This is a genomic window from Marinobacter sp. EN3 (assembly GCF_000475315.1).
Lineage (GTDB): Bacteria > Pseudomonadota > Gammaproteobacteria > Pseudomonadales > Oleiphilaceae > Marinobacter > Marinobacter nauticus.
Map to the genome: position 1 here is coordinate 106824 of NZ_AXCC01000001.1, position 25776 is coordinate 132599.

The following is a 25776-nucleotide window of genomic DNA, read 5'->3' on the forward strand; positions in this document are numbered from 1 at the left end:
CCGTTCACTTCACCCGCACTTCCCTTCCGTAAGGAGACACTCCATGGCAAAGAAAGCCAAGCCAAGCGTTGATAAGATCGTCAAGAAAGTAAACAAAGAGTTCGAGAAAACATCCGCCCAGATCGAAGGGCTGATTAACGACGCACTGAAGCAGTTCGACAACCTGCAGAACCAGGTTCAGGAGCCGGTACGCAAGCTCCTGAAAGACATGGATGAGCTGCGTGATCGTGAAATGAAGCGCTTTAACGACGAATTTGAGCGCCGCATGAATGAATTCCACGAACTGCAGTCGGCATTGCTGGAGCGCCTGGGTATCGCTTCAAAGGAAACTGGCAAGTCAGTGTCCAAGTCCGGCGAATCAACCTCGAAGGCCAGTGGTACCAAGAAAGCGGCTCCGGCCAAGAAAACCGCCGCTGCCAAGCCGGCCGCCAAGAAAACGAGCACTGCCAAGCCCAAGGCCGCAGCTCCGAAGAAATCGGCCAAGCCGGCAGACAAGTCTGACCTTACCCGCGTGAAGGGCATTGGCCCGGCAACCGCAAAGAAAATGAAAGAGGCTGGCATTACCTCCATCGACCAGATTGCCAACCCCAGCGATGCGGACAAGCAGAAGCTGGAAGCATTCAAGAGCCTGAAAGGGTTCAGCGAGTTGTCTGCCGAAGCGAAAAAGGTACTCTGAAACCTATCTCGCAACCCCATGGCTTGAAATAAGGGGTAGGCCCGTCGGCCTACCCTTTTTTGCATCTGACCAGGGCGAGTTCCAGGCTTTCCAGTTCGCTCTCCGGGGTAAATCCAGACGCAAGGGCATTTACCTTCGCTCGCAGTTCCGCCAGGAATTCCGCGTCGGTTTCCGCACGTAACATCAGGCTCGCCAGTGCTTTATCGTCTTTAACCGGAAAACAGCCGGGATAGTCATCGCCCAGCAAACCACGGTTGCCGGGAATATCAGAGGCAAGAATCGGCAAGCCCGCCCGACAGGCTTCCGACACCACATTCGCCCCACCCTCCATGATGGAACTGATCACCATAAGATTACTCACGGCCATCAGGTGCTCCAGCTTTGGCTTGTCCAACTCACCCAGATAATGAAACCGGGGATTGGACCGGCTTTCTTCCAGCGCCTTTTCCCGCCACGCCTCGTTGTGGGCCTTGCCGGCGCAGGAAACCACAATGCGGGATTGCTCAGGAAGGTGGTAGCAGGCCCAGGCAGCACGCAGAGAATCCTTTTCGTCACGCAGATGGCCAATAACGCAAACGTGGAACTGGTCCTTTTCTGCCCGGGCGCTACCCGCCACTGACGGCTTGGGCGCGGATTGCCGCAGGCACAGCAATTTGTCGTGGTAGCGTTCGGGAATATCCTCGGCCACCAGATCATGCAGCCCGATCAACAGATCAGCGGCGTCCATGGAGGCCCATGTGATGTCCGGAAACTCGTGCTGAAAGCGGTATATGTCTGTGCCGGTAAGTACCACGATCAAAGGTTTCTCGGGCCATGTTTCCCGGTACCGCTTAACCGCGTCAGCACTTCGCCAGGCGTGCAGGGCAATCAGGCAGTCCGTTTCCTGGCGCTGGTATTCTGTCACCACTTCCACCTGATGACTGGCTGCTTCCAGCAGACTCTGCCAACGCAGTGCGGTGGCCCGATTACCTGCTTTCGAATCCGGGCCGGCTGGAGTTACTATGGTCAATCGCATGGCGTTCACTTGTTCTGTTTTTGAAAAATTCTGCCTGTGGCACTGCGCCAGGTAAAGCCTTCCCTCGTATACCGGTTCAGACTTGATGGAAATCACGTTATCCTGACTGGGTTTTCAAGTAGATGGCAACGTTTTTCACCAAACCCCACCTCGCAAAGGAATGATTCATGATGGCAATCAGCAACCTCAGAAAATGGCTGGCGACGGGCCTGCTTTCGCTGGCAGCGGCAACCACCGTTCAGGCAGACACTTTCGTATTCACCGCCATTCCGGATGAAGATGAAACCAAACTGGTCGAGCGCTTTCGTGGCGTGGCTGACTATCTTCAGGAGCAACTGGATGTTGAGGTGCGTTACATCCCGGTGAAATCCTACGCCGCTGCGGTATCGGCCTTCCGCAACAACCAGGTACAACTGGCGTGGTTTGGGGGCTTGTCTGGTGTTCAGGCCCGTCGACTGGTTCCGGGTTCCGAAGCCATTGCTCAAGGCGTTGAAGACGAAGCCTTCGAGACCTACTTTATCGCCAACACGAGCACTGGAATTCAGCCGGCCGACAGCCTGGATGAGCTGGAAGACGAACTGCGCGGCAAAACCTTTACCTTCGGTTCAAAAGGTTCGACCTCGGGCCGCCTGATGCCGGAGTTCTACATTCGGGATGTCTTCAATGAAGCGCCGGATTCCCTGTTCTCCCGGGTTGGTTTCAGTGGCAACCATACCCGTACCCTTCGCCTGGTCGAGGCCGGAACCTATGAAGTGGGCGCCCTGAACTTCCAGGTTTGGGAAAAAGAACTGGAAAACGGCAACATCGATACTGATTCCGTTCAGGTAATCTGGAAAACACCTTCCTACCCGGATTATCAGTGGACCATCCGTGGCGATGTCGACGAGCGTTTTGGTGATGGCTTCAAGCAGAAGGTCACCGAAGCCCTGCTGAAGCTGGACGATCCTGCCTTGCTGGAGAGCTTCCCCCGCTCCGGCTTCATTCCGGCGTCCAATGACGACTACGAGCCCATTCGTGCAACAGCGGAAAACATCGGAATTCTCGATTGATGTCAGGCTTTGATTTCCATGGCCTGACCGCCAGTTTCGATGGAGAGCGGGTTATCGGCCCGCTCTCCTTCCGAATCAATGAAGGGGAACACGTTGGTCTGGTTGGCAAAAGTGGTGCCGGCAAATCCACGCTTATCCGCTTGCTTTATGACCGGCTCGAAGGCAAGGCTTCACTCGTTCCCCAGGGCCTGGGATTGGTCAATGCCCTTCCTGTCTTCCACAATGTGTTTATGGGGCAACTGGACCAGCATGCCACCTGGTACAACACGCTTACGCTGATCCGTCCGTTCCGGCGGGACAAAGACGCCATCCGGGCGTTACTGACCAAACTGGGTATACCAGAAAAACTCTGGATTCCCGCGGCAGCACTGTCTGGCGGCCAACGGCAACGAGTGGCCATTGCGCGGGCACTCTATCGGCAGGCGCCAACTCTGTTGGCCGATGAGCCCATTTCCGCCCTGGACGGGCCAATGGCCCAGCAGGTGATGACCATGCTTACCAATCAATTCACCACCAGTATTGTTGCCCTGCACGATGTGGAGATGGCTCTGGCACACTGTACCCGCATCATCGGTATTCAGGACGGCCAGATTGCCCTGGACCAGCCGGCCAGTGAGCTGACCGCCGCTGACATTTCCGTTCTCTACTGACAGGCACCGACTCTCAGCATGTTCGCCTATCCGACCGTACGAGCCAGCCTTATCTTTCTTGCCGTTGCGTTGCTCGGGCTGTTGGTTGCGGACATTGCCATCACCACTGCCAACCCCTGGCAGGACCTTGGCCGGTTCTTCCTGGGCGTAGCCACACCCAATTTTTTCAGTACCGAAGGCTTGCTCACTGCCCTGCTGCGGACCGTAGCTTTTGCCTTTGTGGGTGTAACCCTCGGGAGTATCTGCGGCTTCCTGCTGGCGCTGGTGTACCGCTTTCTGCCAGTACGAATCTTCTGCGCTTTTATCCGCGCCATCCATGAGCTGTTCTGGGCGCTGATCTTTCTCCAGTTTTTCGGTTTCCACCCGCTCACGGGTGTGCTGGCCATTGCCATTCCCTATTCCGGCATCTTCGCCAAGGTCTATTCGGAAATCCTGGAAGAGGCAGACCAGGAACCGGGCCGTCTGCTGCCACCGGGAACCTCATCCATTGCCGCCTTTCTGTATGCCCGTATCCCTGATTGCTGGGTTCAGATGCGCACCTATACGGCCTACCGACTCGAGTGTGGCCTGCGTTCCTCTGCCATCCTGGGCTTTGTGGGGCTACCGACTCTGGGTTTCTACCTGGAATCCTCGTTCTCCCAGGGTCTGTACTCAGATGCCGGCGCCATGCTGATTCTGTTCTATGTACTGATCGCCACCATGCCCTTATGGGTTCGCCCCAAACTACTGCCGATCTATATTCTTGCAGCGCCCTTTTTTCTTGGGGACGGTCTGCCCATTGTCTGGGGCAACGTGGAGCGCTTCTTTACGGAGGATATCATTCCTTCACCGATCCGGGATGGCGAAGGGCTTGCGGCTATCTGGGCGTGGTTATCCGATGTAATGATAACTGAAGCGCTGCCAGGCATCTGGAACACCGTGGTCTTAACCCAGATAGCGCTGGTAGCCACCGGCATTCTGTCCCTGCTGGCCTTCCCCCTGATCTCGAATCATTTCGGTGGCCCGGTGCGGCGTACCTCCGGCCATGTGTTTCTGGTGATCGCCCGATCCACACCGGAATACATTCTTGCCTATATTCTGCTGCAGCTGTGGGGGCCTTCCATGCTGCCGGCCGTGGTGGCTCTGGCCCTGCACAACGGTGGCATTATCGGCCACCTGATAGGCCGGCAGACCAACACCATTCACCTGCGCCCGGACGCTCCGGTGGGTTTTTCCCGCTACAGCTGGGAACTGGTGCCCCGCATCTACCGCTCATTCCTGGCATTCCTGTTCTACCGCTGGGAAATCATCATGCGCGAAACGGCGATACTGGGCATCCTTGGCATCTACACTCTCGGCTTTTACGTCGACAGTGCCATTCAGAATATTCGTTTTGATCGTGCCATGGTGCTGATTTTGATTACCGCTCTGCTGAACATTGGTGTCGACGCCCTGGGCCGTTTCATTCGTCGCAAACTGGCCCTTCAGACCATGCCCACCTGCTGATCCCCTGGGACTGGCATCACATTTTTCAAAGCTAAACCGGTCTTCAGTGCCATTTTCGGGGTTTGCCCACTGCCCTACCGGTTACACAACGTTACAATCACTCGATGATTCAGCTTGTCGCTCCGTTTTCAGAGGAATACCACGATGGTCAATGGATTGGTTACAATGACAGAACTGGGGCTGATTGCCCTGCTGGCGCTGTTAGCCGCGCGGGTGCTTACCCTGTCCCGGACAGAATCCTTTGTTCCAGCCGGTGCCGCAGGCGCCGATCCGCAAGCCGATAATTCCGGGAGTTCCGCGCGCAGGGTCGCCAGTTCGGGCAATGAAGCGCGTCGCTACAAAGGCATGACGGCACCGGATCGAACTGAACTCTTTACCCAATTGCACATTTTGGCGGGATTGCAGGAGCGGGATTGCCGGGTGAAAGGCCTGGTACTGTCAGAATCGCCAGAGGCGGTTCGTACTTATGCTGCAGCCTGGCTCTACGGTGCCAGCTGCGCCCTGAGCCCGAAACCCGTTCGCCACTCTGAGGCGCTGGCAGGTATGGTTGCGGGCATTGTCAGCCGAAAGACGGGTATTCGGCAGCCAGAGGCGCTGCAGGCTATTTCGACGCTTACCGGTAGCAGCGTGCTGATGGCGTGTTACCGTGCCGGGCTGGAAGGTGCGGAATTCTGGCAAGCCAACCATTATGTGCCTGCCAACTCGAGCCTCTACGAGGCGGTGACCAGGAACGCGTTTATTTAGCGGTTTCGAGAGTCCAGTCGCTGCCCAGGTTAACGGCCTCCCGGCAGGAATCATCGTTGGCAGGTGACCCGGTAATTGCTGGTTTGGTGAATTCGCCATCATCGGTGTAAGTCATGGATTCCACATCCACCGCCCGCACTACCCAGGACTGGCCATTGGCTGACACTGTAGCCCGGTGGGTCAGCCCGAACACGAAGCGACAGTAATCCAGCTTGAGCTGAACGAGATCCTGCTCGGCCTTGCGAATTTTCCGCAATAGCACCTTCTGAACGCTTTCCCCGTAATCCATCACTGTTCCCTGGAAGTCATCGAAATTTGACGGGATTTAACTATTTCTCAGCCCGGAACACCAGTGCCCAGGGCACATTTTCCAATACTTTCTGGCCATCCTGCAGGTCAATGCGCCAGATCATCTCCGCGCCCGTCGTGCAAAACGGAGCCGTAAAGGTTGCCTGATAGCTCAGGGGCTCCTGGCGCTCCATGGGTACCGGATATTCGCCCATATACATGGACTGCCCTCTCAGTACCGCCAGAAAGCGGTCCGGCGCTTCCGGTACGGTAATCGCCAGCCGGTATTCCATGCCCTGATCGCCTTCTTCGAGCGTGCTGAGTTCCACTCGCCAGGCGCCTTCGTCGGTCTCCCAGGTGCAGGCACGGGAAAGCAGGTCGCATTCTGGCCGTTCCTCGGCGGTGCCGGCGGTTTCCAGCCACTGTGGGCCAAACGCCAGAGCCCCAATTGCAGCCAACACTAAACCCGGAACCACGATGGTTCGTACCATACCCTGCCTCACAACCAGATCTGAAACCGGCATTATGGGGATAATTCCCGACATAGCAAAGGTTTCTAAACTGCTGCCAGCATGAGAAAATGTGCGGCTTTCTGGTCTACCACCAACAGAACAGGACACGCCCGTGCAACCGGACATATCCGTTAAGCACCTGAACAAGATCTACGAAGATGGCTTCCAGGCCCTCAAAGACGTCAACCTGGAAATCTACCCCGGCGAGATCTTCGCGCTGCTCGGCCCCAACGGTGCTGGTAAAACCACCCTGATCTCTATCATCTGCGGCATCGTCAACAAGAGCGATGGCGAGGTCAAAGCCGCCGGCCACGACATCGTCAAGCAATACCGCAAAGCCCGGGAGGCCATCGGCCTGGTACCGCAGGAGCTTAATACCGACTCCTTTGAAACCGTTTGGGATGCGGTATCCTTCAGTCGCGGTCTGTTCGGCAAGGCACCCAGGCCTGCCCATATCGAAAAGGTTCTGAAAGACCTGTCCCTCTGGGACAAGCGCAACAACCGCATCATGTCACTGTCTGGCGGTATGAAACGCCGGGTGATGATCGCCAAGGCGCTGTCCCACGAACCGCGCATTCTGTTCCTGGATGAACCTACCGCCGGAGTGGATGTGGAGCTACGGCGTGACATGTGGGAGATGGTGCGCAAACTCCGCGAGAACGGCACCACCATCATTCTGACCACCCACTATATTGAAGAAGCGGAAGAAATGGCTGACCGCATTGGCGTTATCCGCCAGGGCGAGATCATCTTGGTGGAAGACAAGAACCGCCTGATGTCCAAGCTGGGCAAGAAAGAACTTCGCCTGCAGCTTCAGCAAAAACTGGATAAGCTGCCCGGGGAACTCACCCTGGAGCCAATCGAGCTTTCAGAAGACGGCTACGAGCTAATCTACACCTTCGACTCTCAGCAACAACAGGCCGGCGTGGCCCGACTGCTTCGTACCCTGGGTGATCTGGACATTGAGTACCGTGATCTGCAAACCCGGGAGAGTTCCCTGGAAGAGATATTCGTGGGCCTGGTGCACGAGTAACCACCCGCCCGAACGGTCCTCACGGAGAGAACAATGAATCTTTACGGTGTTAAAGCAATCTACAAGTTCGAGATGGCACGCATGAAACGTACGGTCATGCAAAGCGTGCTATCGCCCGTTATCTCCACCTGCCTGTACTTTGTGGTATTCGGCTCAGCCATCGGATCCCGCATGGGCGATATCGACAACATCAGCTACGGGGCCTACATCATTCCCGGCCTGGTGATGCTGTCACTGCTGATGCAGAGCATCTCCAACGCCTCCTTCGGCATCTACATGCCGAAATTCTCCGGTACCATCTATGAGGTGCTGTCTGCACCGGTATCCTACGTGGAAATCGTGCTGGGTTATGTGGGTGCCGCGACCACCAAGGCCGTGATACTGGGCCTGATTATCCTGGCCACCGCGAAGCTGTTCGTGGACTACTCAATACTGCATCCGTTCTGGATGTTCTCGTTTCTGGTGCTCACGGCCATGACCTTCAGCCTGTTCGGCTTCATTATTGGCATCTGGGCCGATGGCTTCGAGAAGCTGCAGATTGTGCCGATGATGATTGTGACCCCACTGGTGTTTCTGGGCGGCACCTTCTATTCCATCGACATGCTGCCCGAGATCTGGCAAACCATCAGCCTGTTCAACCCGGTGGTGTACCTGATCAGTGGCTTCCGCTGGGCCTTTTACGGGGTTTCCGATGTGCACGTGGGCATCAGTGTAGGTATGACCATGGTGTTCCTGACCATGTGCATGACCGCCGTCTGGTGGATCTTCAAAACCGGCTACCGTCTGCGCTCATGATCGCTCGCCATCTTGCCCTGCTGGTTTTAAGCGCCCTGCTTGCAGGCTGCGGCTCGGCAGACGCCAAAGATTCCTCGCACCTGCCGGTGGCCCAGGCCTGTTTCGTCACTGATACAACGCAACACCCGGTGGTGCTGGAAGTGGCCAGCAACAGCCAGGACCGCCAGAAAGGCCTGATGGGCCGGGAAGCCCTGGCAGAAAACGCCGGCATGCTGTTCAGCTATGATTATGAGCGCAGCCCGGAGCAAGGCTTCTGGATGTACCAGACTCTCCTGCCCCTGGACATTGCCTTTCTGGATAACCAGGGCGTTATCGTCAGCATTCGCCAGATGCACCCCTGTGCATCATCTCGCAGCAACGATTGTCCCAGCTACCCCGCTGGCGCCTCCTACTGGCACGCCGTGGAAATGAACGCCGGTTATTTCAGCAGCCGGCAAATTGAAGCCGGAGACCGTCTGATCTGGGATCAGGCCAGCCCCTGCAAACCCTGATTACTTGTGCTGCCAGTCTGGGTCCCGCTTATCCAGAAACGCGGAAATACCCTCCTGGGCATCATTCGCCTGCATGTTTTCCGCCATCACCTTGGCCGTGTAGTCATAGGCCTGAGCCAGCGGCATTTCCAGCTGTTTGTAGAACGCCTCTTTACCAATTTTCAGGGTATGCCCGGATTTTCCGGCAATGGTGGCGGCCATGCCGTACACCGTCTCATCCAGGGCTCCCGGTTCTACTGCACGGTTAATCAGCCCGACTTGTTCTGCCCGGGCCGCATCAATCAACTTACCGGTCAGCAGCATCTCCATCGCGTGTTTGCGGCTGACATTGCGGGACAGGGCCACCATGGGCGTGGAGCAGAACAGGCCAATGTTCACGCCGGGCGTGGCAAAACGGGCGCCCTTCTCTGCCACCGCCAGATCGCAACTGGCCACCAGCTGACAACCCGCGGCGGTCGCCACACCGGCAACCCGGGCAATCACCGGTTTGGGCAGGTTCACAATCTGCTGCATCACCCTGCTGCACTGCTGAAACAGCCGCAGTTGGAAATCGTGACTGTCGAACTGATCCCGCATTTCCCGAAGATCGTGCCCCGCACAAAACACCTTGCCGGCTGCGGCAAGTACCACCACGCGCACGCTGCCATCCCCGGCGATCTGCTCAAGTACCTCTGAAAGCGCTTCCAGCAAGGCCATCGAAAGACTGTTACGCCGCTCCGGTTGGTTCAGGGTTACTGTGGCCACGCCGTTTTCAGCGTGCAGTCGCACCAGTTCATCAGATGCCGCCGTCATACAACACTCCCCTTGGTTTTTATCGGATATTTCTTGGTGTCAGTATTCCCAAGGCCGCCGCCTATGTCGAACCGACCTTCGGCGTATGGTTGCAATGCCAGGAAATGCCCTCAGGGTAATAACATGTACCCGACACAGGAGGTGATGCATGTCTCGCTCAACATTGCTCAAAGCCGTTGTTGGTCTTGCCATTATCGTTGGCGGTATCGTCGTGATTATCAAGGATGAACCGGCCGCCCCCACCGGCGACATCAACAGCATTGAGCCCCTGCCAGAACAGGACAGCCCGGATCGTTAGCCTCTGGGTATGTCCGTTTTTTTTACAATGCAGCTGATCAAATATCACCCAGCCGCAAAGGTGACACTCCTTTCATATTGTTAAACGGGCAGTTTTTAAGATCAGGCACCCCTGTTGCTGATTGTCTACCGGAGCTCAGGAATTACACCTTCGAGCGACGGTAAACAAATGACGAAGCCCACAGGGAGTGTCACCCATGAATAAGAAACTATTGATCGCCAGCGCCGCCGTGGCCTTGTTTGCCGCAGGATCCGCCCACGCCGCGGTGATTCAGCTGACCAGCGTTAGCGGGATCTGGACCGCCACTAACCCCGGAAGCCCTGCCGTAACCGGTGGTGGAACCAGTGAAATCCGTTGGGGCAATCCGGCCAACCAGCAAGACCAACAAAGCGGATACCGTTTCGACGGCTACACCCCTCTTCCGGCAAACATCAATGAAAACACAGACTTTGACTTGGGTACCTTTACCCATTTCAACTGGCCCATCTACGAACCCTCACTGAATACCGCCCAGCTGACCGTCGAAACCAACCTGACCATAGATGGTATGGCGGAAACCGTATATTCCGTGTTTGAGTTCGAACATTGGGAAACACCCAACAATGATTGGCGCTGTGCAGATGGCGGCAGAAATGGTCTAGGTGTTAACGCGAATGGCTGCGCAGACAGAGTGACCTTCGCGCTCAACGTCGGCGCCTCTGATTCCTTCCTGATTGATGGCGTTAACTACTTTGTAGATATCTCAGGTTTCTTCTACAGCGGTGCATTGGCCAGTGAATTCTGGACCATGGAGCGGATGGACAATGACGCTACACTCAAAGGTGTCATTACCTCACGGCCGGTTTCCGTGCCAGAACCCTCTACCCTCGCCTTGCTGGGCCTGGGCCTGCTGGGATTTGGTGTGAGGAAGCGGATGGCTAAGGCTGCTTGATAGCCACGCAAACGATTAGGAAACCGCGGCTGGAAACGGGCGCGGTTTTCTTCTTTCTGGAGAACCAAAAAGGCTAGCGCTAAAACTACGTTTTTCACTCGAAAGAATGGTGCCCGGAGCCGGAATCGAACCGGCACGGCCTTGTGGCCGAGAGATTTTAAGTCTCTTGTGTCTACCAATTTCACCATCCGGGCATCGGAGGGGAGATTCTTGAAGGGCGGAATTGTATAAGGGCCGGTGGCGTAACGCAATTCTGTTTCCCGGCGGCTCTTCAATACGCTTTCTATGCCTCCACCGGCTTGGTCGCCCTGCCCTTGTAGATGTAGCCCGCGATTTTGGGCGCTTTGGGGATGTAGAGGTTTTCTAGCTCCTGGATTTCGAAGCCCGCTTCCTTGATCAGATCCGCTATATGGCGATTCAGGTGGCAGCCACCGGCCAGTTTGCGCCAGCCGGGTGTGATTCGGTGTTGCCATTTGCGGATGGCGTCTTGGGGGGATTCGCCGTGCTCCAGGAACAACAGGTTACCGCCCGGCCGGAGTACCCGTTTCATTTGCTGCAGCGCGGCGTGCCAGTCCGGGATGGTGCAGAGGGTGAAGGTCAGCAGCACGGTGTCTACGCTGTTGTCTTCCAGCGGTATTTTCTCCCCCGGCAGGTCCAGCCATTCCACTTTTATGGGGGAACGTTGCAGGTTGGGTAGCGCTTTTCGGCGCATGCCTTCTGAGGGTTCCAGGCCGTAAACCAGCTCAACCTGGTCCTGGTTGTAGAACTCCAGATTGATGCCAGAGCCCATGCCCACTTCCAGTACCCGGCCCCGGGCCTGCGGAACCACCTGGCTGCGCAGCTTCATCACCTGGCCCATGGAACAGGCCTTGTCTATGATGTGGGGGAGAATTCGTTCCTCGTAAAAGCTCATCTGGCTCACCATAATTGTTTTATATCAAGGGGTGCGACAAACTGCCCTATCGAAATCTGCTACGATTTGCGTAGCATCGTAATCATCTGCCGGTAATAACAACATAACAAAATAAACTATGGCAGCGGCTGAACGGGTTCGCTGACCCGTTTGTTATGACTTGTGCGAGTTACCGGAGGTTCCTATGGAACTAGATCCTCTCATCCTATCGCGAATCCAGTTCGCGTTTGTGGTGTCATTTCACGCCATTTTTCCGGTGTTTACCATCGGGCTAGCCTCCTACATCGCGGTACTTGAGGGCCTCGCCTTCAAAACCCGTAATCCGGTGTGGACCAAACTGTCGAGCTTCTGGACCAAGGTCTTCGCTGTGGTCTTTGGCATGGGCGTGGTCTCGGGCATTGTGATGTCATTCCAGTTCGGAACCAACTGGAGCGCGTTCTCTCAGGCCTCGGCCAACTTCCTCGGCCCCATCCTGAGTTATGAGGTGATCACCGCATTCTTCCTGGAGGCGGCGTTCCTGGGGGTGCTGCTGTTTGGCCGCGACAAGGTACCCGCCGGGGTTCATCTGTTCGCCGCCATCATGGTCGCTACCGGCACCTTTATCTCGTCCTTCTGGATTCTCGCAGCCAACAGCTGGATGCAGACACCGGCCGGTGTCGAATTCCGTGAGGGCGTGTTCCATGTGGTCTCCTGGAGCGAGGCTATCTTCAACCCGTCCTTCCCGTATCGCTTTATGCATATGGCCCTGGCGTCATTCCTTACCGGTGGGTTTGTGGTGGCGGGTGTCAGTGCCTGGTATCTGTTGCGGGGGCGTGAGGTCGAAGCCAATCGCAAGGCGCTATCCATGTGCCTGTGGTTGTTGCTGTTCATTGCCCCGGCCCAGGCGGTTGTAGGCGACTTCCATGGTCTGAACACTCTGGAGCACCAGCCCGCGAAGGTCGCGGCCATGGAAGGCAACTGGGAAACTTCCCGCAATGTGCCGCTGTTGCTGTTTGCCATTCCCGACCAGGAAAACCAGACCAACCATTTCGAGATTGGCATTCCCAGTCTGGCGAGCCTGATTCTTACCCACGAGTGGGATGGCGAAGTGCCGGGTCTGAATGAAGTGGCGGTCGAAGAGCAACCACCGGTGGCGATTGTGTTCTGGTCCTTCCGGATTATGGTCGGCATTGGTGTGCTGATGATTCTGTTTGCGGTCGCAGGCCTGGTTCTGCGCGCCGGTGGCCGCCTCTACAAAACCCGCTGGTATCTGCAGGGAATGCGCTTTATGAGTATTGCGCCCTTCTTTGCCGTGCTCACCGGCTGGTTTGTGACCGAGGTAGGTCGGGCGCCCTGGCTGGTGTACGGCATGATGACCCAGGCCGAATCGGTAACACCTTCGCTTACCGGTGGCATGGCGCTGTTCACGTTGATCGGCTATATCGTTGTCTATGCCCTGGTGTTCAGTGCCGGCGTGTATTACCTCATGCGGGTGCTTTACGTTGGTCTTGAAGATGCTGACGATGAAGAGCATGCCTCTGATCGCCCTGCCCGTCCGTTCTCTGCGGCCCATGTGCCGTTCGAGATTGAATCCGGCTCACACGGCGTTCATCAGGCAAAACCGGCTAACGAAGGGGGGCACTGACCATGGAACTGTTTGATCTCGCCCTCATCTGGGCATTCATTATCGGCTTCGGCATCATCATGTATGTGCTGATGGACGGCTTTGACCTGGGCGTGGGTATCCTGTTCCCGTTCGCTCCGTCGGAAGAGGACCGGGACACCATGATGAATTCGGTGGCTCCGGTCTGGGACGGCAACGAAACCTGGCTGGTGCTGGGCGGAGCCGGCCTGTTGGCCGCCTTCCCGATGGTGTATTCCATCTTCCTGCCGGCACTCTACATTGGTGTGTTCCTGCTGCTGGCAGGGCTCATCTTCCGGGGTGTGGCGTTTGAATTCCGATTCAAGGCTCGTACCTCAAGGTACCTGTGGAACTGGTCGTTTGCCGGTGGCTCTACCATTGCCGCATTCGCTCAGGGTGCTGTGGTCGGGGCTTACATCCAGGGTTTCAATACCGTGAATGGCGCCTACGTTGGCGGCGCGCTGGACTGGCTGACACCGTTCACCGTGCTGACAGGCCTGGGGATGCTGGCCGGTTATGCCCTGCTGGGTTCTACCTGGCTGATCATGAAAACCGAAGGGCGCCTGCAAGAGTGGGCCTACCGGGTAAGTGCACCACTGCTGATTGCCGTGTTGGTGGTGTTCGGCATTATCAGCGTATGGACGCCCTTTGTTGACGACATGGTGCGGGAGCGCTGGTTCTCCAATCTGAGCGTGATCTGGATTCTGCCGGCCCTGACCCTGCTGTGTGCCTTCCAGATCTGGCGTTCGGTACGCAACCGGTTTGAAGGTATGCCATTCGTCGCCACCATGGGCCTGTTCATCACCACCTATCTCGGACTTGTGGTGAGCAAGTGGCCCTATGTGGTTCCGCCCAACTACACCCTGTGGGATGCGGCTTCCGCCTATGAGTCCCAGTTGTTCCTGCTGCTCGGCCTGCTGTTCGTGATTCCCATCGTGCTGGCCTATACCGCCTGGACCTACTGGGTATTCCGCGGCAAGGTGCGTGCGGGCGAAGGGTACCACTGAGTGGCAGATCCGGCCCGGTCAAAGGTCCGCGCCTGGCTATCGGGTCTGGCCCGCAATAGCCAGCGCTGGATCACCGCAACCGTTCTGGCCGGTGTTCTTGCCGGGCTGGCCACCATCGTACAAATGGTGTTGCTGGCCTGGCTGATTCACCAGGGTGTGATTGAAAAAACGCCGGTTTCCGAACTCACGCCCGTATTTCTGGCCCTGATTACGGTTCTGGTGATTCGGTCCGCAGGCCAGGGGCTGCAAACCCGCTTTGCAGCCCGCTGCAGCGAGCAGGTGCGGCGCGATGCCCGCCGGCAACTGCATCATCACTGGAAAGCCACCGGTCCGGTTAATCTGGCGGATACGTCCGCTGCGTCCCTGGCTCGCGAGTGGTTGGACCACGTGGAGGCGCTTCACGGCTATTTCGCGCGTTTTCTGCCGCAGATGACCCTCTCCGTGGTGATTCCCCTGGCCATCCTTGTTCTGGTGTTCTGGCTGGACTGGCTGGCTGGTATTTTCCTGGTGCTCTCTGCTCCGCTCATTCCGCTGTTCATGGCCCTGGTGGGCATGGGCGCAGAAAAGCTGAACCAGCAACATTTCGAAACGGTCAGCCGGTTGTCCGGCCAGTTTCTGGATAAGGTACGAGGGCTAACGACGCTTCAGCTGTTCGGGCAAACCGAGGCGGCCAGCCGCACGCTGGAAGCCCGTTCCGACCAGTACCGCAAGATCACCATGAAAACGCTGAAAGTGGCATTTTTGTCGTCAGCGGTACTGGAATTCTTTGCCTCTGTGGCGATTGCGGTATTGGCCATCTATATCGGCTTCGGATTGCTGGGTTATATCGAATTTGGCCCCAGCGACGAACTTACGCTGTTCAGTGGTTTGCTGATTCTGCTGCTGGCTCCGGAGTTCTTTCAGCCACTGCGCACCCTGTCTCAACACTATCACGACCGGGCGGCCGCCCTGGGTGCCGGTGCGGAGATCCTGGCCCGGCTGGAACAGTCTGTCGACAACGCAGAGCCGATCCGGCCAGACAACGGCATTAGCAATCAAGGCATTCAGATGTCCGAGGTCACGCTCCGTTACGGCGAGGGCCCGGTCATCTTCAATAACCTGGATATCCGCATCAAGGCCGGTCAGGTGATCGCCCTTACCGGACCCTCCGGTGGCGGCAAGTCGACCCTTTTGCATCTGCTGGCTGGCTTTATTAGGCCCGAGGCGGGTGCTGTGTCAGTATTCGGCGAGGCTCCGGGCAATCAGCCGTTTGGATGGCTCGGCCAGCGGGGCTTCCGGATTCAGGGTACCTGGGCCGAAAACCTTCGGCTAACCACCCCGGATGCGACGGATATTGCCATCGACTATGCATTACGACAGGTGGGCCTGGGTGAGCTGGTGGACAGCCGGGCTGACGGCATTCACAGCCGCATTACCGAGGATGGTCTGGGGCTGTCCGGTGGTCAGGCCCGCCGTTTAAGCCTGGCCCGTATCTTCCTGGCGGACTATCCCCTGATTCTGCTGGATGAACCGACGGCCGGGCTGGATGCCACCAGCGAGGTGTTCATTCTGGAGGCCCTGCACAAACTCAGCGAATCCGGCAAAACACTGGTGTTCTCCACCCATCATCAGGCGCTGCTGACATTGGCAGACCGCGTATTGATCGTAAATGACGGCGAGGTGCGCGATGCCTGAACTGAAGCCCTGGCTGGCGCTGATTTTCCGTCGCAAAAGTCGCCTTACGGTTGGTGCCGGCTTGCTACTGGGCACCCTGCTTTCCGGTATCGGTCTGCTAGCGTTGTCTGGCTGGTTTCTGACCGAAACCGCGCTGGTTGGCCTGTTGCTGGCGGCAGGGATACAGGCCTACATCAATCTTTATGTGCCGGGCGGTGGTATCCGTTTTTTTGCGGTGTCCCGAACGGTGTTCCGGTATCTGGAACGCGTGTACAACCACAACACGGTACTGCAGCTACTCACCGATATTCGGGTGGCCCTGTTTGACCGATTGGCGGCCCGGCCACGAACAGAGCGCAGTTCCCGTTCCGGCGCGCAGTGGCTTTCCCGGCTCACAGCCGATGTCGATGCGCTGGACACGCTTTATCTCAGGCTGATTGCCCCCGCCGCCCTGGCAGCCGTGGTTACCCTACTGCTTGCCGCAATGGCGTGGTTACTGTTTGATGGTGTTGTGGCGCTGATTCTGGTGGTGATTCTGTCGCTTTCGTTCCTACTGTCCACCTGGCTGGTGTATCTACGAACTTACGCTGCCTCCGGACAGTTGAGCGATCAGCAGGAGAGCCTGCGAGGCGAACTGGTTGAGCATCTTGAAGGCTTTGCGGAACTTACCGCCGCTGGCCGCACGGGTAAGCACACGGCCCGGCTGATGCGTCGAAGCGTAGAACTTTCCAGGGATCAGGCCCGGATCGACAGCCGAACCGGCTGGCATCAGGCTGGCTCTCATCTGCTGATCAATGTCGCGGCGGTGGCAGCCTTGTGGCTGGGCTTCCGCCTGTTCGAGCAAGGCACTCTGAGCGGCCCGGTACTGGTTCTCCTGCCCATTGCCCTGCTGGGCCTGGCCGAAGTCTACGCCATGCTCCCGGATGCCTTTGGCAAACTGGGAGCGACTCGTGCTGCTGCGCGCCGCCTGAACTCCGACCACGGTCTGGAAAGGGCCGCGGCATCACCCGCTGGTTCTGCTGGCGAACTGCCGGAGGGCTTCTCTCTTCAGGCCTGCGATATCACCTTGGGTTACGCGGGTTATTCGCCCTTACTCAGTCACTTCACGCTGACGCTTCGCCCGGGCGACACCGTGGGTATCGTTGGCGTCTCCGGCAGTGGCAAATCCACCCTGGCAGATACCCTGGCCGGGCTGGCAGAGCCATGCCGGGGAGAACGTCATTCCCTGCCCTGCGCCTACCTCACGCAAGCGACCGTGGTGTTTGAAGACACCGTGAAAGCGAACCTTCAGTTGGCAAACCCCAACGCCGGGGACGGTGATATGTGGCGGGTACTGGAGATAGTCGAACTGGCGGAACGGTTCGCCCAGGACGCTGAAGGATTGGGTACCTGGCTGGGCAGCGCCGGCAACCGTTTATCTGGCGGGGAGGCCCGGCGCCTGGTGCTGGCCAGGGTGTTACTGAGTCAGGCACCCGTGGTGATTCTGGATGAGCCTTTCACTGGTGTGGACGAGGCAACCCGTAAACGGATTTCGCCCCAGATCAGCCGTTGGCTGCAGGGGCGAACCGTGGTGTGTCTCGGCCATGGGCCGGACGCCCTGCTGGCCTCCGACCGCATTCTACACCTGGGTTGATCAGCGGGTTTCGACCACTTCAAACGTCAGACCGGCATTGGCCTGCAGGCGCTCGAGCAATTTGCCATCGAGCGCCGAGGCCGGTGTCCAGAAGCCACCTTTGACGTCCTCTTTCACATCAAAGGCCAGACACAGACCGGCTTCACCAAGCATTTTTGATGTCGAGCCGTAACCCGGGTCGCGATCGCCCGTCACCTTGGTGATCATGGTCTTGCCATCGGTGGTTTTGCCCACGAAACGCAGGTCGTAGAAACCTTTCTCCTGATCGTCCGGGCTCGGGCCCTCACCCGGCTTAGGTACCAGCTTTTCCACCACCCAACGTGTTGGCTTGATGGCGGACGCGGTGAAGAACGCACCCAGCGCACCCACCATACCGTAAGCGGTCAGGCGGCCTTTGGTGCCCTTGCCCGTCATGATGGCTTCGTCGTAGGTGAACTCTTTGCCGTAGCGGGCACCCTGCAACGCATTGGAGCGGTGCACCACACGGGTGTTGATGGCACCCATCACAAACGGGGCCAGCCAGGCGTTGAAGTTCTTGTCAAACTCAGCAGATTTCAGGCTGGGCTGGCGTTTCTCGGAGCGATGCTCCGGCGGGCAGATGGAGAACGGATTGGCCAGTTCCTTGCGCAACTTGGGGTCGGCTCCGGCTTCCTTGGCCACGTTGATCATGGAAGCCACCGTGCCGCCAGAAAGACCGCCCTTGGCGACTTTCACCCTCATGCGCACGTCCTGGCAGGGTTTGCCAAAGGTTGCTTCCGATTGCTGCTGCAGGAACCAAACGCCCATATCGGAAGGAATCGAGTCAAAGCCGCAGCAATGCACAATCCGTGCACCGCTCTTTTTAGCCTTGGCCTCGTATCGCTCGATCATCCGGCGGATCCATTGTACTTCACCAGTGAGGTCGCAATAGTCCGTACCTGTCTCGGCGCAGACTTTTACCAGAGTCTCGCCGAAAAGAGCGTAAGGGCCCACGGTTGAGATGACCACTCGGGTCTGGCCGCACAGATCGCGCAGCGCAGGCTCGTCTGCTGCATCCGCCAGAATTACCGGTAGTGATGCGGCGCCTGCCCCCAGATCCGACTTGAGCTGGTTCAGCTTTCCTTCGGAGCGGCCGGCAATGGCCCATTTGACCTCCTTGTCTGCACCATAGTTTTCCAGAAGGTAGCGAGCCAGAATCTGGCCGACGAAACTGGTGGCACCGAACACGACAAGGTCATAGTTCGCAGCGGTGGTGTCTGTCATGGTCTGTCCTTGTTCAAACGAATGTATGAATGGATGGTAACAGGTTTATTCTGTGGTGCTACTTTCCCGTGAACTCGTGAACCGGCGTCGGGCCGGCCAATCGTTTGTCCTGTGGACTGCGGCACACTCTGCCCAGTCATTGAAGGAGGAGAGCCCCTTTGAGCGTCTTTCTGATTATTATCAGCCTGTTTCTTCTGGCTTTCAGCGCCCCGCTGGTCTGGCAAGTGCTTGAGCAGCGAAAGATGATCAAGCAAATGCTGGAAAGCGAGGATATCAGCGACACACATCAGGATCCTGAGCTGGTGCTTACGTTACGGGTACGGGATCCGATTGCCTTGGCCAAACGCGAATCCCGCACCGGACGGGTGCTGGCCGACCGCCTGCCAGTAATGACCCGGAAAATGGTCTATCAGGAAGTGATGAAAGAGCTGGAGCGGGAGCTGGACGAGCGGGACATTGAGGTAGATATGCACATTGAGTATCGCTAGTACAAGAGCAACAGGAGCCCTGCCATGCTGTTACTGATCGTTAGCCTGATGTGTCTGGCCGGCAGCTCAATACTGTTGTTTGCTGCATTCCAGCTGTCCAATGGTAACCGGCGCGACCTGAGAATCCTGAATGCCCATCGTATAGGTGCCCTGAGCGCTATTCAAAAAAGCCGGATGGACCTGATGGAGGTTCGCAACCGCGCCCGGTTGCTGGAAGAAACGGTGTCCGGCGGTGCAACGGCGGTCGAGAAAGTCCACAAAGCCATCGCCAACACCACGTTTGGCCTGATTGACCTGTTTTCCAGGGACGATGAGTTTCGGGACAGCGCCCGCCGGATAAAACAATCCCACCATCAAAAGAGCGAGCAGGTTTACAAAGCGGTGAGAACCTCTAACCGGGCACTGCATATCCTCGCGGATACACTGATCATCGGCAAAGCGGAAAAACGCATTGTTTCAAAAACAAAGAAGGCGCCCTGAGGCGCCTTCTTTTTCTGCAACTTCAGAAAGTTACATAACTTTCTTCAGTTCCTCTTCCAGCTGCGGAACTGCTTCGAACAGGTCTGCAACCAGGCCGTAGTCGGCCACCTGGAAGATCGGGGCTTCTTCGTCCTTGTTGATCGCAACGATCACCTTGGAATCAGACATACCCGCCAGATGCTGGATGGCACCGGAGATACCAACCGCAACGTACAGCTGCGGAGCAACGATCTTGCCGGTCTGACCAACCTGCATGTCGTTCGGCACGAAGCCGGCATCAACGGCGGCACGGGAAGCACCAACCGCAGCGCCCAGCAGATCAGCAACCTGCTCCAGCATCTTGAAGTTGTCGCCGTTCTGCATGCCACGGCCACCGGAGATAACGATACCGGCGGAAGCCAGGTCCGGGCGGTCAGACTGGGCTTTCTCTTCACCAACGAAGGAAGACAGGCCGGCATCTTTTACCACGTCCAGCTGCTCAACAGAGGCAGAACCACCTTCAGCGGCTACCGGGTCGAAGGCGGTCGGACGAACCGTCACAACCTTGATGCTGTCGCTTGCCTTAACGGTCGCAATGGCGTTACCAGCGTAGATCGGACGCACGAAGGTGTCTTCGGATTCAACGCGGATAATGTCAGAAACCTGGGCAACGTCCAGCAGCGCAGCAACACGCGGCATGAAGTCTTTACCAGTGGTGCCGGCAGAGGTCAGGATGTGGCTGTAGCCCTTGCCTACTTCAGCAACCAGCTCAGACAGGTTTTCTGCCAGGAAGTGACCGTAAGCGGCGTTGTCGGCAACCAGTACCTTGTTCACGCCTTCTGCCTTGGCAGCGGCTTCAGCGACGGCGCCTACGTTCTCACCGGCAACCAGCACGTCGATGTCGCCACCGATGGCCTTGGCAGCCGCTACAACGTTCAGAGTAGCCTGTTTCAGGCTGCTGTTGTCGTGTTCAGCAATTACCAGGATGCTCATTTAGATCACCTTCGCTTCGTTCTTCAGTTTATCCACCAGCTCAGCTACGTCAGCCACCTTGATACCAGCCTGGCGTGCAGCCGGGGCTTCGACTTTCAGGGTGGACAGGCGAGCGGCAACGTCAACGCCCAGGTCAGCCGGAGACATGGAGTCCAGCGGCTTCTTCTTGGCTTTCATGATGTTCGGCAGAGAAGCATAGCGCGGCTCGTTCAGACGCAGGTCTGTGGTAACAACCGCCGGCAGGTTCAGAGCAACTGTCATCAGACCGCCGTCTACTTCGCGGGTTACGTTAACCTTGTCACCGTCAACAACCACTTCAGAGGCGAAGGTGCCCTGGCCCATGCCAGTCAGAGCAGCCAGCATCTGGCCAGTCTGGTTGTTGTCGGAATCGATGGACTGCTTGCCAAGAATAACCAGCTTGGGCTCTTCTTTCTCAACAACAGCCTTCAGCAGCTTGGCCGCTTCGAGGGACTGAACTTCTTCGTCAGTCTCGATGTGGATACCGCGGTCAGCACCCAGAGCCAGGGCAGTACGGATCTGTTCCTGAGAAGCCTTCGGGCCAATGGATACAACAACGATTTCACTGGCAACGCCCTTCTCTTTCAGACGAACCGCTTCTTCAACTGCGATTTCGCAGAACGGGTTCATTGCCATCTTGACGTTGGCGAGATCAACGCCGGTGTTGTCCGGCTTGACGCGCACCTTCACGTTGTAGTCGATAACTCGTTTTACAGCGACCAGAACCTTCATAGATTCCTCGTTCTTCTACGATGGATTTAATGAGTCTTCACAGTCAAAGGACCGGGTTGACCCGACCTGACAATGAGACGATACTAAAAATCGACTCAAAACACACGATATTTCGGTGTATACGTACAATGCCAAAGGTTAGTGCAGATTTCAAACAAACGTTTGTTTGATTCTTCAAATGCGTTATCCTTTCGGGACAAATAGCCGTTTTGAGCGGTTTTGGGCTGTCGTCTATACGCATTTTTACCGGTATGATGGCGCCCCTGATGAGGCCTGCGGGCAAACAATATCCATTAAAAGCTGTTTGAGGAGACCAACGTGGAACGCGAATCGATGGAATTTGATGTTCTGATCGTCGGCGGCGGCCCTGCGGGCCTGTCGGCAGCCTGCCGCGTCATGCAACTGGCGCAGGAAGCCGGCGAAGAACTAACCGTTTGTGTGGTTGAAAAAGGTTCTGAGATCGGCGCGCACATCCTCGCCGGCACCGTATTCGAGCCCACGGCCCTGAACGAACTCTTCCCGGACTGGAAAGAGAAAGGCGCCCCCCTGAATACCCCGGTTACCCGGGATGACATTTTCCTGCTGAAGAATCAGGAAAAGGCCACCAAAGTACCCAATGCCTTTGTGCCCAAGAACATGCACAACCACGGCAACTACATCATCAGCCTGGGCAACCTTTGCCGCTGGCTGGCTGAGCAGGCCGAACAGCTGGGTGTTGAAGTGTATCCGGGCTTTGCCGCTTCAGAAACCATCGTTGAAGATGGCCAGGTAAAAGGCATTATCACCGGTGATATGGGCGTTGCCCGTGACGGTTCCGAGAAAGACGGCTATATGCCGGGTATGGAACTGCGCGCCAAGTACACCCTGTTTACTGAAGGCTGTCGCGGTCATCTGGGCAAGCGCCTGATCAACGACTTCAAGCTGGACGAAGGCAAGGATCCGCAGCACTACGGCATCGGCATCAAAGAACTGTGGGACATCGACCCGGCCAAACACGAGCCAGGCCTGGTTGTTCACACCACCGGCTGGCCGCTGAACGAATCCGGCTCCACCGGCGGCTCTTTCCTGTATCACCTGGAAAATGGTCAGGTTTATGTTGGTCTGATCACCGATCTTTCCTACAGCAACCCGCACCTGAGCCCGTTCGAAGAGTTCCAGCGTCTCAAGTACCATCCGGAAATCAAGAAGTATCTGGAAGGTGGCAAGCGTGTTGCCTACGGCGCCCGTGCAATCGCCAAGGGTGGCTACAACGCCCTGCCGAAGATGAGCTTCCCGGGCGGCCTGCTGCTGGGCTGTGATGCCGGCACCCTGAACAGCTCCAAGATCAAAGGCTCCCACACCGCCATGAAATCCGGCCTGTTGGGCGCTGAAGCCGTATTCGAGGCCCTGAAGGAAGGTAAAACCGGTGAGGAAATCACCAGCTTCCAGAAGCGTTTCGAAGACAGCTGGCTGTACAAGGAACTTTACGCCGAGCGTAACTTCGGCCCGGCCATGCACAAGTTCGGCAATATCGTCGGCGGTGCCATCGCATTCTTCGAGCAGAACATTCTGCGCGGCAGCCTGCCTATCACCTTCCACGACACGACTCCGGACTACGCCACCCTGAAGCCGGCGTCTGAGTGCAAGAAGATCGACTATCCGAAGCCGGATAACAAGCTGACGTTTGACCGCCTGTCCTCGGTGTTCATTTCCAACACCAACCATGAGGAAGATCAGCCGGTTCACCTGAAGCTGACCGACCCGGAAATTCCGCTGAAAGAAAACCTGCCAAAGTACGACGAGCCAGCGCAACGTTACTGCCCGGCCGGCGTATACGAAGTGGTCGAGAAAGACGACGGCAGCGGCAAGAAGTTCCAGATCAACGCCCAGAACTGTGTTCACTGCAAGACCTGTGACATCAAGGATCCTGCCCAGAACATCACCTGGGTAACGCCGGAAGGCGGCGGTGGTCCGAACTACCCGAACATGTGATCCACGATCACTGTTTCAGAAAACCGGGGCTTGCCCCGGTTTTTTTATGCTCGCAGATTATTCCGGGCATAAAAAAACGGCCCCCGAAGGTGCCGTTTTCTGATCAACCATCAGAAGGCATATCAGTGCACGTGGCCGTGCTCTTGCTCTTCGTCGGTTGCTTCGCGGGTTTCTACCACTTCAACGTCGAAGTGCAGAGTCTGGCCCGCCAGCGGGTGGTTGGCATCGATGGTAACGGTTTCGTCGCCAACTTCTACTACACGAACGACCTGGGGGCCGCCCGGAGTTTGTGCCTGGAACTGCATGCCTGGCTCGATGGTGTCTACGCCCTCGAAAGCAGAGCGCGGAACCGGCTGGATGAGCTCTTCGTTTACTTCACCGTAGCCTTCAGCTGGCTCTACGGAAACTTTAACCTGGTCGCCAGCGTTCTTCTCGGTCAGCGCACTTTCCAGTCCGCCGATGATGTTCTGTGCACCTTCCAGGTATGCCAGGGGCTCACGGCCTTCTACGCGGGAGGAATCGAGTTGCTCTCCCTGGTCGTTAGTGAGCGTGTAATGGATGGTGACAACACGAGGTTGGGCCATGTGATCTCCTTGCGTGTCGCAATGACTGTGTATTTAGATTGTAGGCAATCGAAAGTGATCGTGAACAGCCAGACTGCACAGAGGGACTAACGACCACCGGGCCTCGTTAGAGAGCCAGGCTCGATAACAAGTAAGAAACCACAGTTTAACAAGTGACAGACTGCGTTTTCTACCTTATTCATTGGGGTGGTCAGGCGCTTTTCAACCGCCTCGCCCGATTTCCCAGAATTTTCCGTGACTAAGCACCCCGTACACGGTTTTTCCCGCCGCTTCGGTTTCCTCGGCCAGTTCGGCGAGGTCATAGAACGCCGAGGTAACCAGCCGGGCTTCAACACCGTGGCGTACCTGAATAACTGGCCGAGGTTCGCCAGTCTCGGAGTAGGAACCCACATGTAACGGGTGCTGCTCGCCAATCTCCAGGGTTTCGCCCATGTTGGTGGCCAGGGTGATAACCTGCTCCGCGCCCTCGCCTTTCACCTCCAGACCATGGGCCAGCAGTGGTGCGTCCTCAACCTGGATACGCCATTTCTCGACCGGCGTAACCAGGTAGTACTCTCCATCGCTTTCCCGCCTGAGAATGGTAGAGAACAGCTTTACCGTGGCCTCCCGGACGATGGGCTCACCTTTGAAGACCCACTGGCCGTCGCGGGTGATCACCAGATCCATATCGCCGGAAAGTTCGGGGTGCCATTTATCCAGCGGTGGCAGATCCCTGCTCTTGCCGGCGTCTTCGAGGGATTTGGCAATGTCATCGGGTGTCCGGTTCATGTTTTTCTCCCTGATCAGAGCCCACGCATCCATTCTGCCCGCAGAGGCACAGCGCCAGGCTGGGTAATGGCCATGTTTACCTGCTGCAGCAGGCGGTCTTTATCGCGGCCCAGCGTACCTTTGAGCACAAGGTAATTGGAGGCGTGATCGCTGCGGAAAATGGTGTTGTCCAGTTCCAGGTGCTCCAGGAACACACGGATTTCCTCGAACAGGGCCTGCTGGCCCAGGGGCACGAAATCCGCCCCGAAACCCTCGCGGAATCGCTCTTCACCCTGCGGGAAGCTGACCACCAGGGTAGACAGATAATCGGGCTGGGTTTCATTGCACAGTGTGGCAGTGTTAATGGCATGCTGCCGTGAAAGAGCTTCACCGCCCAGACCATTGAGCACCATCACCGAGCTCACCAGGCCCGCTTCCCGGATCTTCACCAGGGCAGACCGGGTGGATTCCCAGGTTTCACCTTTGTTAACGCGCCGAAGAATCTCGTCGTCGCCGGATTCCATGCCCACATAGAGGATTTGCAGGCCGGCTTCCCGGAGCTGCGCCAACTCTTCAACCGATTTTTTCGCCAGGTTTCGTGGCAGGCAGTAGCTGGAAACGCGTTCCAGGCCGGGAAAAGCTCGCTTCAAGTCAGCGATTATTTCCAGCAAGCGCCGGGTGGGCAGCACCATGGCGTCTCCATCGGCCAGGAAAACCCGGCGCACGTCGCTAAATGCCGCTGCTGCTTTCTCGATGTCTGCCCTGATGTCTTCGGGCTTTCGAGCCCGGAATTTCTTCTGGGGCTGAGTATACATCTCACAGAAGGTGCACTGGTTCCAGGAACAGCCATTAGTCACCGGCAGAATCAGCGATTTGGCCTCGCTGGGCGGCCGGAAGACCGGCTCAATGTAATCAATGGGAAAACTGTACATAGGTTCGTTCAGTATCAGAAATGA

28 protein-coding genes and 1 tRNA gene are annotated in these 25776 nt (G+C 57.1%); 17 read left to right on the plus strand and 12 right to left on the minus strand.

Features of this window, described 5'->3' with window-relative positions; translation table 11 throughout:
• Positions 1-43: 43 nt before the first annotated feature.
• Positions 44-676, plus strand: a complete 633-nt coding sequence (locus tag Q675_RS19995; RefSeq protein ID WP_023010270.1) for a helix-hairpin-helix domain-containing protein — start codon at positions 44-46, stop codon at positions 674-676.
• Positions 677-725: 49 nt separating this feature from the next.
• Here Q675_RS19995 and senB read toward each other — a convergent pair whose 3' ends face one another.
• Complete coding sequence (senB, locus tag Q675_RS20000) at positions 726-1691, minus strand: selenoneine biosynthesis selenosugar synthase SenB (protein WP_031210917.1); 966 nt, start codon at positions 1689-1691, stop codon at positions 726-728.
• 167 nt (positions 1692-1858) lie between these two features.
• On the opposite strand from senB, the gene Q675_RS20005 reads away from it, so the two are divergent.
• The 4 genes from Q675_RS20005 (at position 1859) to Q675_RS20020 (ending at position 5619) form a co-directional block, all read left to right on the plus strand.
• Positions 1859-2740 (plus strand): putative selenate ABC transporter substrate-binding protein, encoded by an 882-nt coding sequence (locus Q675_RS20005; protein WP_014421460.1) that lies wholly within the window; start codon positions 1859-1861, stop codon positions 2738-2740.
• Positions 2740-3390, plus strand: coding sequence for an ATP-binding cassette domain-containing protein (locus tag Q675_RS20010; protein ID WP_014421459.1), 651 nt, complete (start codon positions 2740-2742; stop codon positions 3388-3390). Before Q675_RS20005 ends, Q675_RS20010 begins: the two co-directional genes overlap by 1 nt.
• Positions 3391-3408: 18 nt before the next feature.
• Entirely contained in the window at positions 3409-4875 is a 1467-nt protein-coding gene (locus Q675_RS20015; RefSeq protein ID WP_014421458.1) for a PhnE/PtxC family ABC transporter permease, read from the plus strand.
• Positions 4876-5040: 165 nt separating this feature from the next.
• Positions 5041-5619: a hypothetical protein gene (locus tag Q675_RS20020; RefSeq protein ID WP_227499478.1), complete on the plus strand. Its 579-nt coding sequence runs from the start codon at positions 5041-5043 to the stop codon at positions 5617-5619.
• Here Q675_RS20020 and Q675_RS20025 read toward each other — a convergent pair.
• Complete coding sequence (locus tag Q675_RS20025) at positions 5612-5908, minus strand: hypothetical protein (RefSeq protein WP_022991245.1); 297 nt, start codon at positions 5906-5908, stop codon at positions 5612-5614. The two genes, Q675_RS20020 and Q675_RS20025, sit on opposite strands and share 8 nt — an antisense overlap.
• Before the next feature lie 40 nt (positions 5909-5948).
• Positions 5949-6431: a hypothetical protein gene (locus Q675_RS20030; protein WP_023010273.1), complete on the minus strand. Its 483-nt coding sequence runs from the start codon at positions 6429-6431 to the stop codon at positions 5949-5951.
• Between the two features lie 100 nt (positions 6432-6531).
• On the opposite strand from Q675_RS20030, the gene Q675_RS20035 reads away from it, so the two are divergent.
• From Q675_RS20035 to Q675_RS20045, 3 genes are read left to right on the plus strand one after another with little or no spacing between them, the layout of a single operon-like run.
• On the plus strand, positions 6532-7452 hold the full coding sequence (locus Q675_RS20035) for an ABC transporter ATP-binding protein (RefSeq protein ID WP_023010274.1): 921 nt from the start codon (positions 6532-6534) through the stop codon (positions 7450-7452).
• Between the two features lie 33 nt (positions 7453-7485).
• The gene (locus Q675_RS20040; protein ID WP_022991243.1) at positions 7486-8247 is read left to right on the plus strand and encodes an ABC transporter permease; all 762 of its coding nucleotides are present in this window, start codon (positions 7486-7488) and stop codon (positions 8245-8247) included.
• Positions 8244-8738, plus strand: coding sequence for a DUF192 domain-containing protein (locus Q675_RS20045; protein ID WP_022991242.1), 495 nt, complete (start codon positions 8244-8246; stop codon positions 8736-8738). Before Q675_RS20040 ends, Q675_RS20045 begins: the two co-directional genes overlap by 4 nt.
• Here the strand turns inward: Q675_RS20045 and Q675_RS20050 are convergent, their stop codons facing one another.
• Entirely contained in the window at positions 8739-9530 is a 792-nt protein-coding gene (locus Q675_RS20050) for an enoyl-CoA hydratase (RefSeq protein ID WP_022991241.1), read from the minus strand.
• Between the two features lie 148 nt (positions 9531-9678).
• Here Q675_RS20050 and Q675_RS38260 point away from each other — a divergent pair, with 148 nt between their 5' ends.
• A complete protein-coding gene (locus tag Q675_RS38260) occupies positions 9679-9828 on the plus strand; it encodes a hypothetical protein (RefSeq protein WP_014421453.1) in 150 nt (49 codons plus the stop codon).
• A gap of 196 nt (positions 9829-10024) precedes the next feature.
• Entirely contained in the window at positions 10025-10759 is a 735-nt protein-coding gene (locus Q675_RS20055) for a THxN family PEP-CTERM protein (protein WP_023010275.1), read from the plus strand.
• Positions 10760-10866: 107 nt separating this feature from the next.
• Here the strand turns inward: Q675_RS20055 and Q675_RS20060 are convergent.
• Together Q675_RS20060 and Q675_RS20065 are read right to left on the minus strand one after the other, a co-directional pair.
• A tRNA-Leu gene (locus tag Q675_RS20060) sits at positions 10867-10953 on the minus strand.
• Between the two features lie 89 nt (positions 10954-11042).
• Positions 11043-11672 (minus strand): class I SAM-dependent methyltransferase, encoded by a 630-nt coding sequence (locus tag Q675_RS20065; protein WP_031210921.1) that lies wholly within the window; start codon positions 11670-11672, stop codon positions 11043-11045.
• A 184-nt stretch (positions 11673-11856) separates the two neighbouring features.
• Here Q675_RS20065 and Q675_RS20070 point away from each other — a divergent pair, with 184 nt between their 5' ends.
• Genes Q675_RS20070 through cydC form a run of 4 tightly spaced genes read left to right on the plus strand, consistent with a single transcriptional unit; the run spans position 11857 to position 17586 of the window.
• The gene (locus tag Q675_RS20070; RefSeq protein WP_023010277.1) at positions 11857-13296 is read left to right on the plus strand and encodes a cytochrome ubiquinol oxidase subunit I; all 1440 of its coding nucleotides are present in this window, start codon (positions 11857-11859) and stop codon (positions 13294-13296) included.
• A gap of 2 nt (positions 13297-13298) precedes the next feature.
• Positions 13299-14300: a cytochrome d ubiquinol oxidase subunit II gene (gene cydB / locus Q675_RS20075; protein WP_014421447.1), complete on the plus strand. Its 1002-nt coding sequence runs from the start codon at positions 13299-13301 to the stop codon at positions 14298-14300.
• Positions 14301-15974, plus strand: coding sequence for a thiol reductant ABC exporter subunit CydD (gene cydD, locus Q675_RS20080; protein WP_023010278.1), 1674 nt, complete (start codon positions 14301-14303; stop codon positions 15972-15974). It abuts the gene before it with no gap.
• Entirely contained in the window at positions 15967-17586 is a 1620-nt protein-coding gene (cydC, locus tag Q675_RS20085; protein ID WP_023010279.1) for a thiol reductant ABC exporter subunit CydC, read from the plus strand. Before cydD ends, cydC begins: the two co-directional genes overlap by 8 nt.
• On the opposite strand, the gene Q675_RS20090 is transcribed toward cydC, so the two are convergent.
• On the minus strand, positions 17587-18828 hold the full coding sequence (locus Q675_RS20090) for a saccharopine dehydrogenase family protein (RefSeq protein ID WP_023010280.1): 1242 nt from the start codon (positions 18826-18828) through the stop codon (positions 17587-17589).
• A 158-nt stretch (positions 18829-18986) separates the two neighbouring features.
• Between Q675_RS20090 and Q675_RS20095 the strand changes: the two genes are divergently transcribed.
• Together Q675_RS20095 and Q675_RS20100 are read left to right on the plus strand one after the other, a co-directional pair.
• Positions 18987-19316: a hypothetical protein gene (locus Q675_RS20095; RefSeq protein ID WP_023010281.1), complete on the plus strand. Its 330-nt coding sequence runs from the start codon at positions 18987-18989 to the stop codon at positions 19314-19316.
• Positions 19317-19340: 24 nt separating this feature from the next.
• A complete protein-coding gene (locus Q675_RS20100; protein WP_023010282.1) occupies positions 19341-19796 on the plus strand; it encodes a hypothetical protein in 456 nt (151 codons plus the stop codon).
• Positions 19797-19826: 30 nt separating this feature from the next.
• Here the strand turns inward: Q675_RS20100 and Q675_RS20105 are convergent, their stop codons facing one another.
• Together Q675_RS20105 and Q675_RS20110 are read right to left on the minus strand one after the other, a co-directional pair.
• On the minus strand, positions 19827-20768 hold the full coding sequence (locus Q675_RS20105; RefSeq protein ID WP_023010283.1) for an electron transfer flavoprotein subunit alpha/FixB family protein: 942 nt from the start codon (positions 20766-20768) through the stop codon (positions 19827-19829).
• Positions 20769-21518: an electron transfer flavoprotein subunit beta/FixA family protein gene (locus Q675_RS20110; RefSeq protein WP_011784958.1), complete on the minus strand. Its 750-nt coding sequence runs from the start codon at positions 21516-21518 to the stop codon at positions 20769-20771.
• 318 nt (positions 21519-21836) lie between these two features.
• Between Q675_RS20110 and Q675_RS20115 the strand changes: the two genes are divergently transcribed.
• Entirely contained in the window at positions 21837-23489 is a 1653-nt protein-coding gene (locus tag Q675_RS20115; RefSeq protein WP_023010284.1) for an electron transfer flavoprotein-ubiquinone oxidoreductase, read from the plus strand.
• Between the two features lie 122 nt (positions 23490-23611).
• Here Q675_RS20115 and Q675_RS20120 read toward each other — a convergent pair whose 3' ends face one another.
• The 3 genes from Q675_RS20120 to Q675_RS20130 form a co-directional block, all read right to left on the minus strand.
• Complete coding sequence (locus Q675_RS20120) at positions 23612-24073, minus strand: FKBP-type peptidyl-prolyl cis-trans isomerase (RefSeq protein WP_011784960.1); 462 nt, start codon at positions 24071-24073, stop codon at positions 23612-23614.
• Positions 24074-24274: 201 nt separating this feature from the next.
• The gene (locus tag Q675_RS20125; protein WP_031210922.1) at positions 24275-24841 is read right to left on the minus strand and encodes a DUF1285 domain-containing protein; all 567 of its coding nucleotides are present in this window, start codon (positions 24839-24841) and stop codon (positions 24275-24277) included.
• A gap of 14 nt (positions 24842-24855) precedes the next feature.
• Positions 24856-25752: a radical SAM protein gene (locus tag Q675_RS20130; RefSeq protein WP_023010286.1), complete on the minus strand. Its 897-nt coding sequence runs from the start codon at positions 25750-25752 to the stop codon at positions 24856-24858.
• Between the last annotated feature and the right edge of the window lie 24 nt (positions 25753-25776).

What these genes read in the sequence shown, in the direction of transcription:
- Q675_RS38260 (WP_014421453.1), top strand. Translation starts at nt 9,679, where the DNA reads ATGTCTCGCTCAACATTGCTCAAAGCCGTTGTTGGTCTTGCCATTATC.
- Q675_RS20045 (WP_022991242.1), top strand. Translation starts at nt 8,244, where the DNA reads ATGATCGCTCGCCATCTTGCCCTGCTGGTTTTAAGCGCCCTGCTTGCA.
- cydB (WP_014421447.1), top strand. Translation starts at nt 13,299, where the DNA reads ATGGAACTGTTTGATCTCGCCCTCATCTGGGCATTCATTATCGGCTTC.
- Q675_RS20055 (WP_023010275.1), top strand. Translation starts at nt 10,025, where the DNA reads ATGAATAAGAAACTATTGATCGCCAGCGCCGCCGTGGCCTTGTTTGCC.
- senB (WP_031210917.1), bottom strand. Translation starts at nt 1,691, where the DNA reads ATGCGATTGACCATAGTAACTCCAGCCGGCCCGGATTCGAAAGCAGGT.
- Q675_RS20125 (WP_031210922.1), bottom strand. Translation starts at nt 24,841, where the DNA reads ATGAACCGGACACCCGATGACATTGCCAAATCCCTCGAAGACGCCGGC.
- Q675_RS19995 (WP_023010270.1), top strand. Translation starts at nt 44, where the DNA reads ATGGCAAAGAAAGCCAAGCCAAGCGTTGATAAGATCGTCAAGAAAGTA.
- cydC (WP_023010279.1), top strand. Translation starts at nt 15,967, where the DNA reads ATGCCTGAACTGAAGCCCTGGCTGGCGCTGATTTTCCGTCGCAAAAGT.
- Q675_RS20050 (WP_022991241.1), bottom strand. Translation starts at nt 9,530, where the DNA reads ATGACGGCGGCATCTGATGAACTGGTGCGACTGCACGCTGAAAACGGC.
- Q675_RS20065 (WP_031210921.1), bottom strand. Translation starts at nt 11,672, where the DNA reads ATGAGCTTTTACGAGGAACGAATTCTCCCCCACATCATAGACAAGGCC.
- Q675_RS20005 (WP_014421460.1), top strand. Translation starts at nt 1,859, where the DNA reads ATGATGGCAATCAGCAACCTCAGAAAATGGCTGGCGACGGGCCTGCTT.
- Q675_RS20120 (WP_011784960.1), bottom strand. Translation starts at nt 24,073, where the DNA reads ATGGCCCAACCTCGTGTTGTCACCATCCATTACACGCTCACTAACGAC.
- Q675_RS20130 (WP_023010286.1), bottom strand. Translation starts at nt 25,752, where the DNA reads ATGTACAGTTTTCCCATTGATTACATTGAGCCGGTCTTCCGGCCGCCC.
- Q675_RS20010 (WP_014421459.1), top strand. Translation starts at nt 2,740, where the DNA reads ATGTCAGGCTTTGATTTCCATGGCCTGACCGCCAGTTTCGATGGAGAG.
- Q675_RS20100 (WP_023010282.1), top strand. Translation starts at nt 19,341, where the DNA reads ATGCTGTTACTGATCGTTAGCCTGATGTGTCTGGCCGGCAGCTCAATA.
- Q675_RS20030 (WP_023010273.1), bottom strand. Translation starts at nt 6,431, where the DNA reads ATGCCGGTTTCAGATCTGGTTGTGAGGCAGGGTATGGTACGAACCATC.
- Q675_RS20105 (WP_023010283.1), bottom strand. Translation starts at nt 20,768, where the DNA reads ATGAGCATCCTGGTAATTGCTGAACACGACAACAGCAGCCTGAAACAG.
- Q675_RS20110 (WP_011784958.1), bottom strand. Translation starts at nt 21,518, where the DNA reads ATGAAGGTTCTGGTCGCTGTAAAACGAGTTATCGACTACAACGTGAAG.
- Q675_RS20070 (WP_023010277.1), top strand. Translation starts at nt 11,857, where the DNA reads ATGGAACTAGATCCTCTCATCCTATCGCGAATCCAGTTCGCGTTTGTG.
- Q675_RS20015 (WP_014421458.1), top strand. Translation starts at nt 3,409, where the DNA reads ATGTTCGCCTATCCGACCGTACGAGCCAGCCTTATCTTTCTTGCCGTT.
- Q675_RS20020 (WP_227499478.1), top strand. Translation starts at nt 5,041, where the DNA reads ATGACAGAACTGGGGCTGATTGCCCTGCTGGCGCTGTTAGCCGCGCGG.
- Q675_RS20040 (WP_022991243.1), top strand. Translation starts at nt 7,486, where the DNA reads ATGAATCTTTACGGTGTTAAAGCAATCTACAAGTTCGAGATGGCACGC.
- Q675_RS20025 (WP_022991245.1), bottom strand. Translation starts at nt 5,908, where the DNA reads ATGGATTACGGGGAAAGCGTTCAGAAGGTGCTATTGCGGAAAATTCGC.
- Q675_RS20090 (WP_023010280.1), bottom strand. Translation starts at nt 18,828, where the DNA reads ATGACAGACACCACCGCTGCGAACTATGACCTTGTCGTGTTCGGTGCC.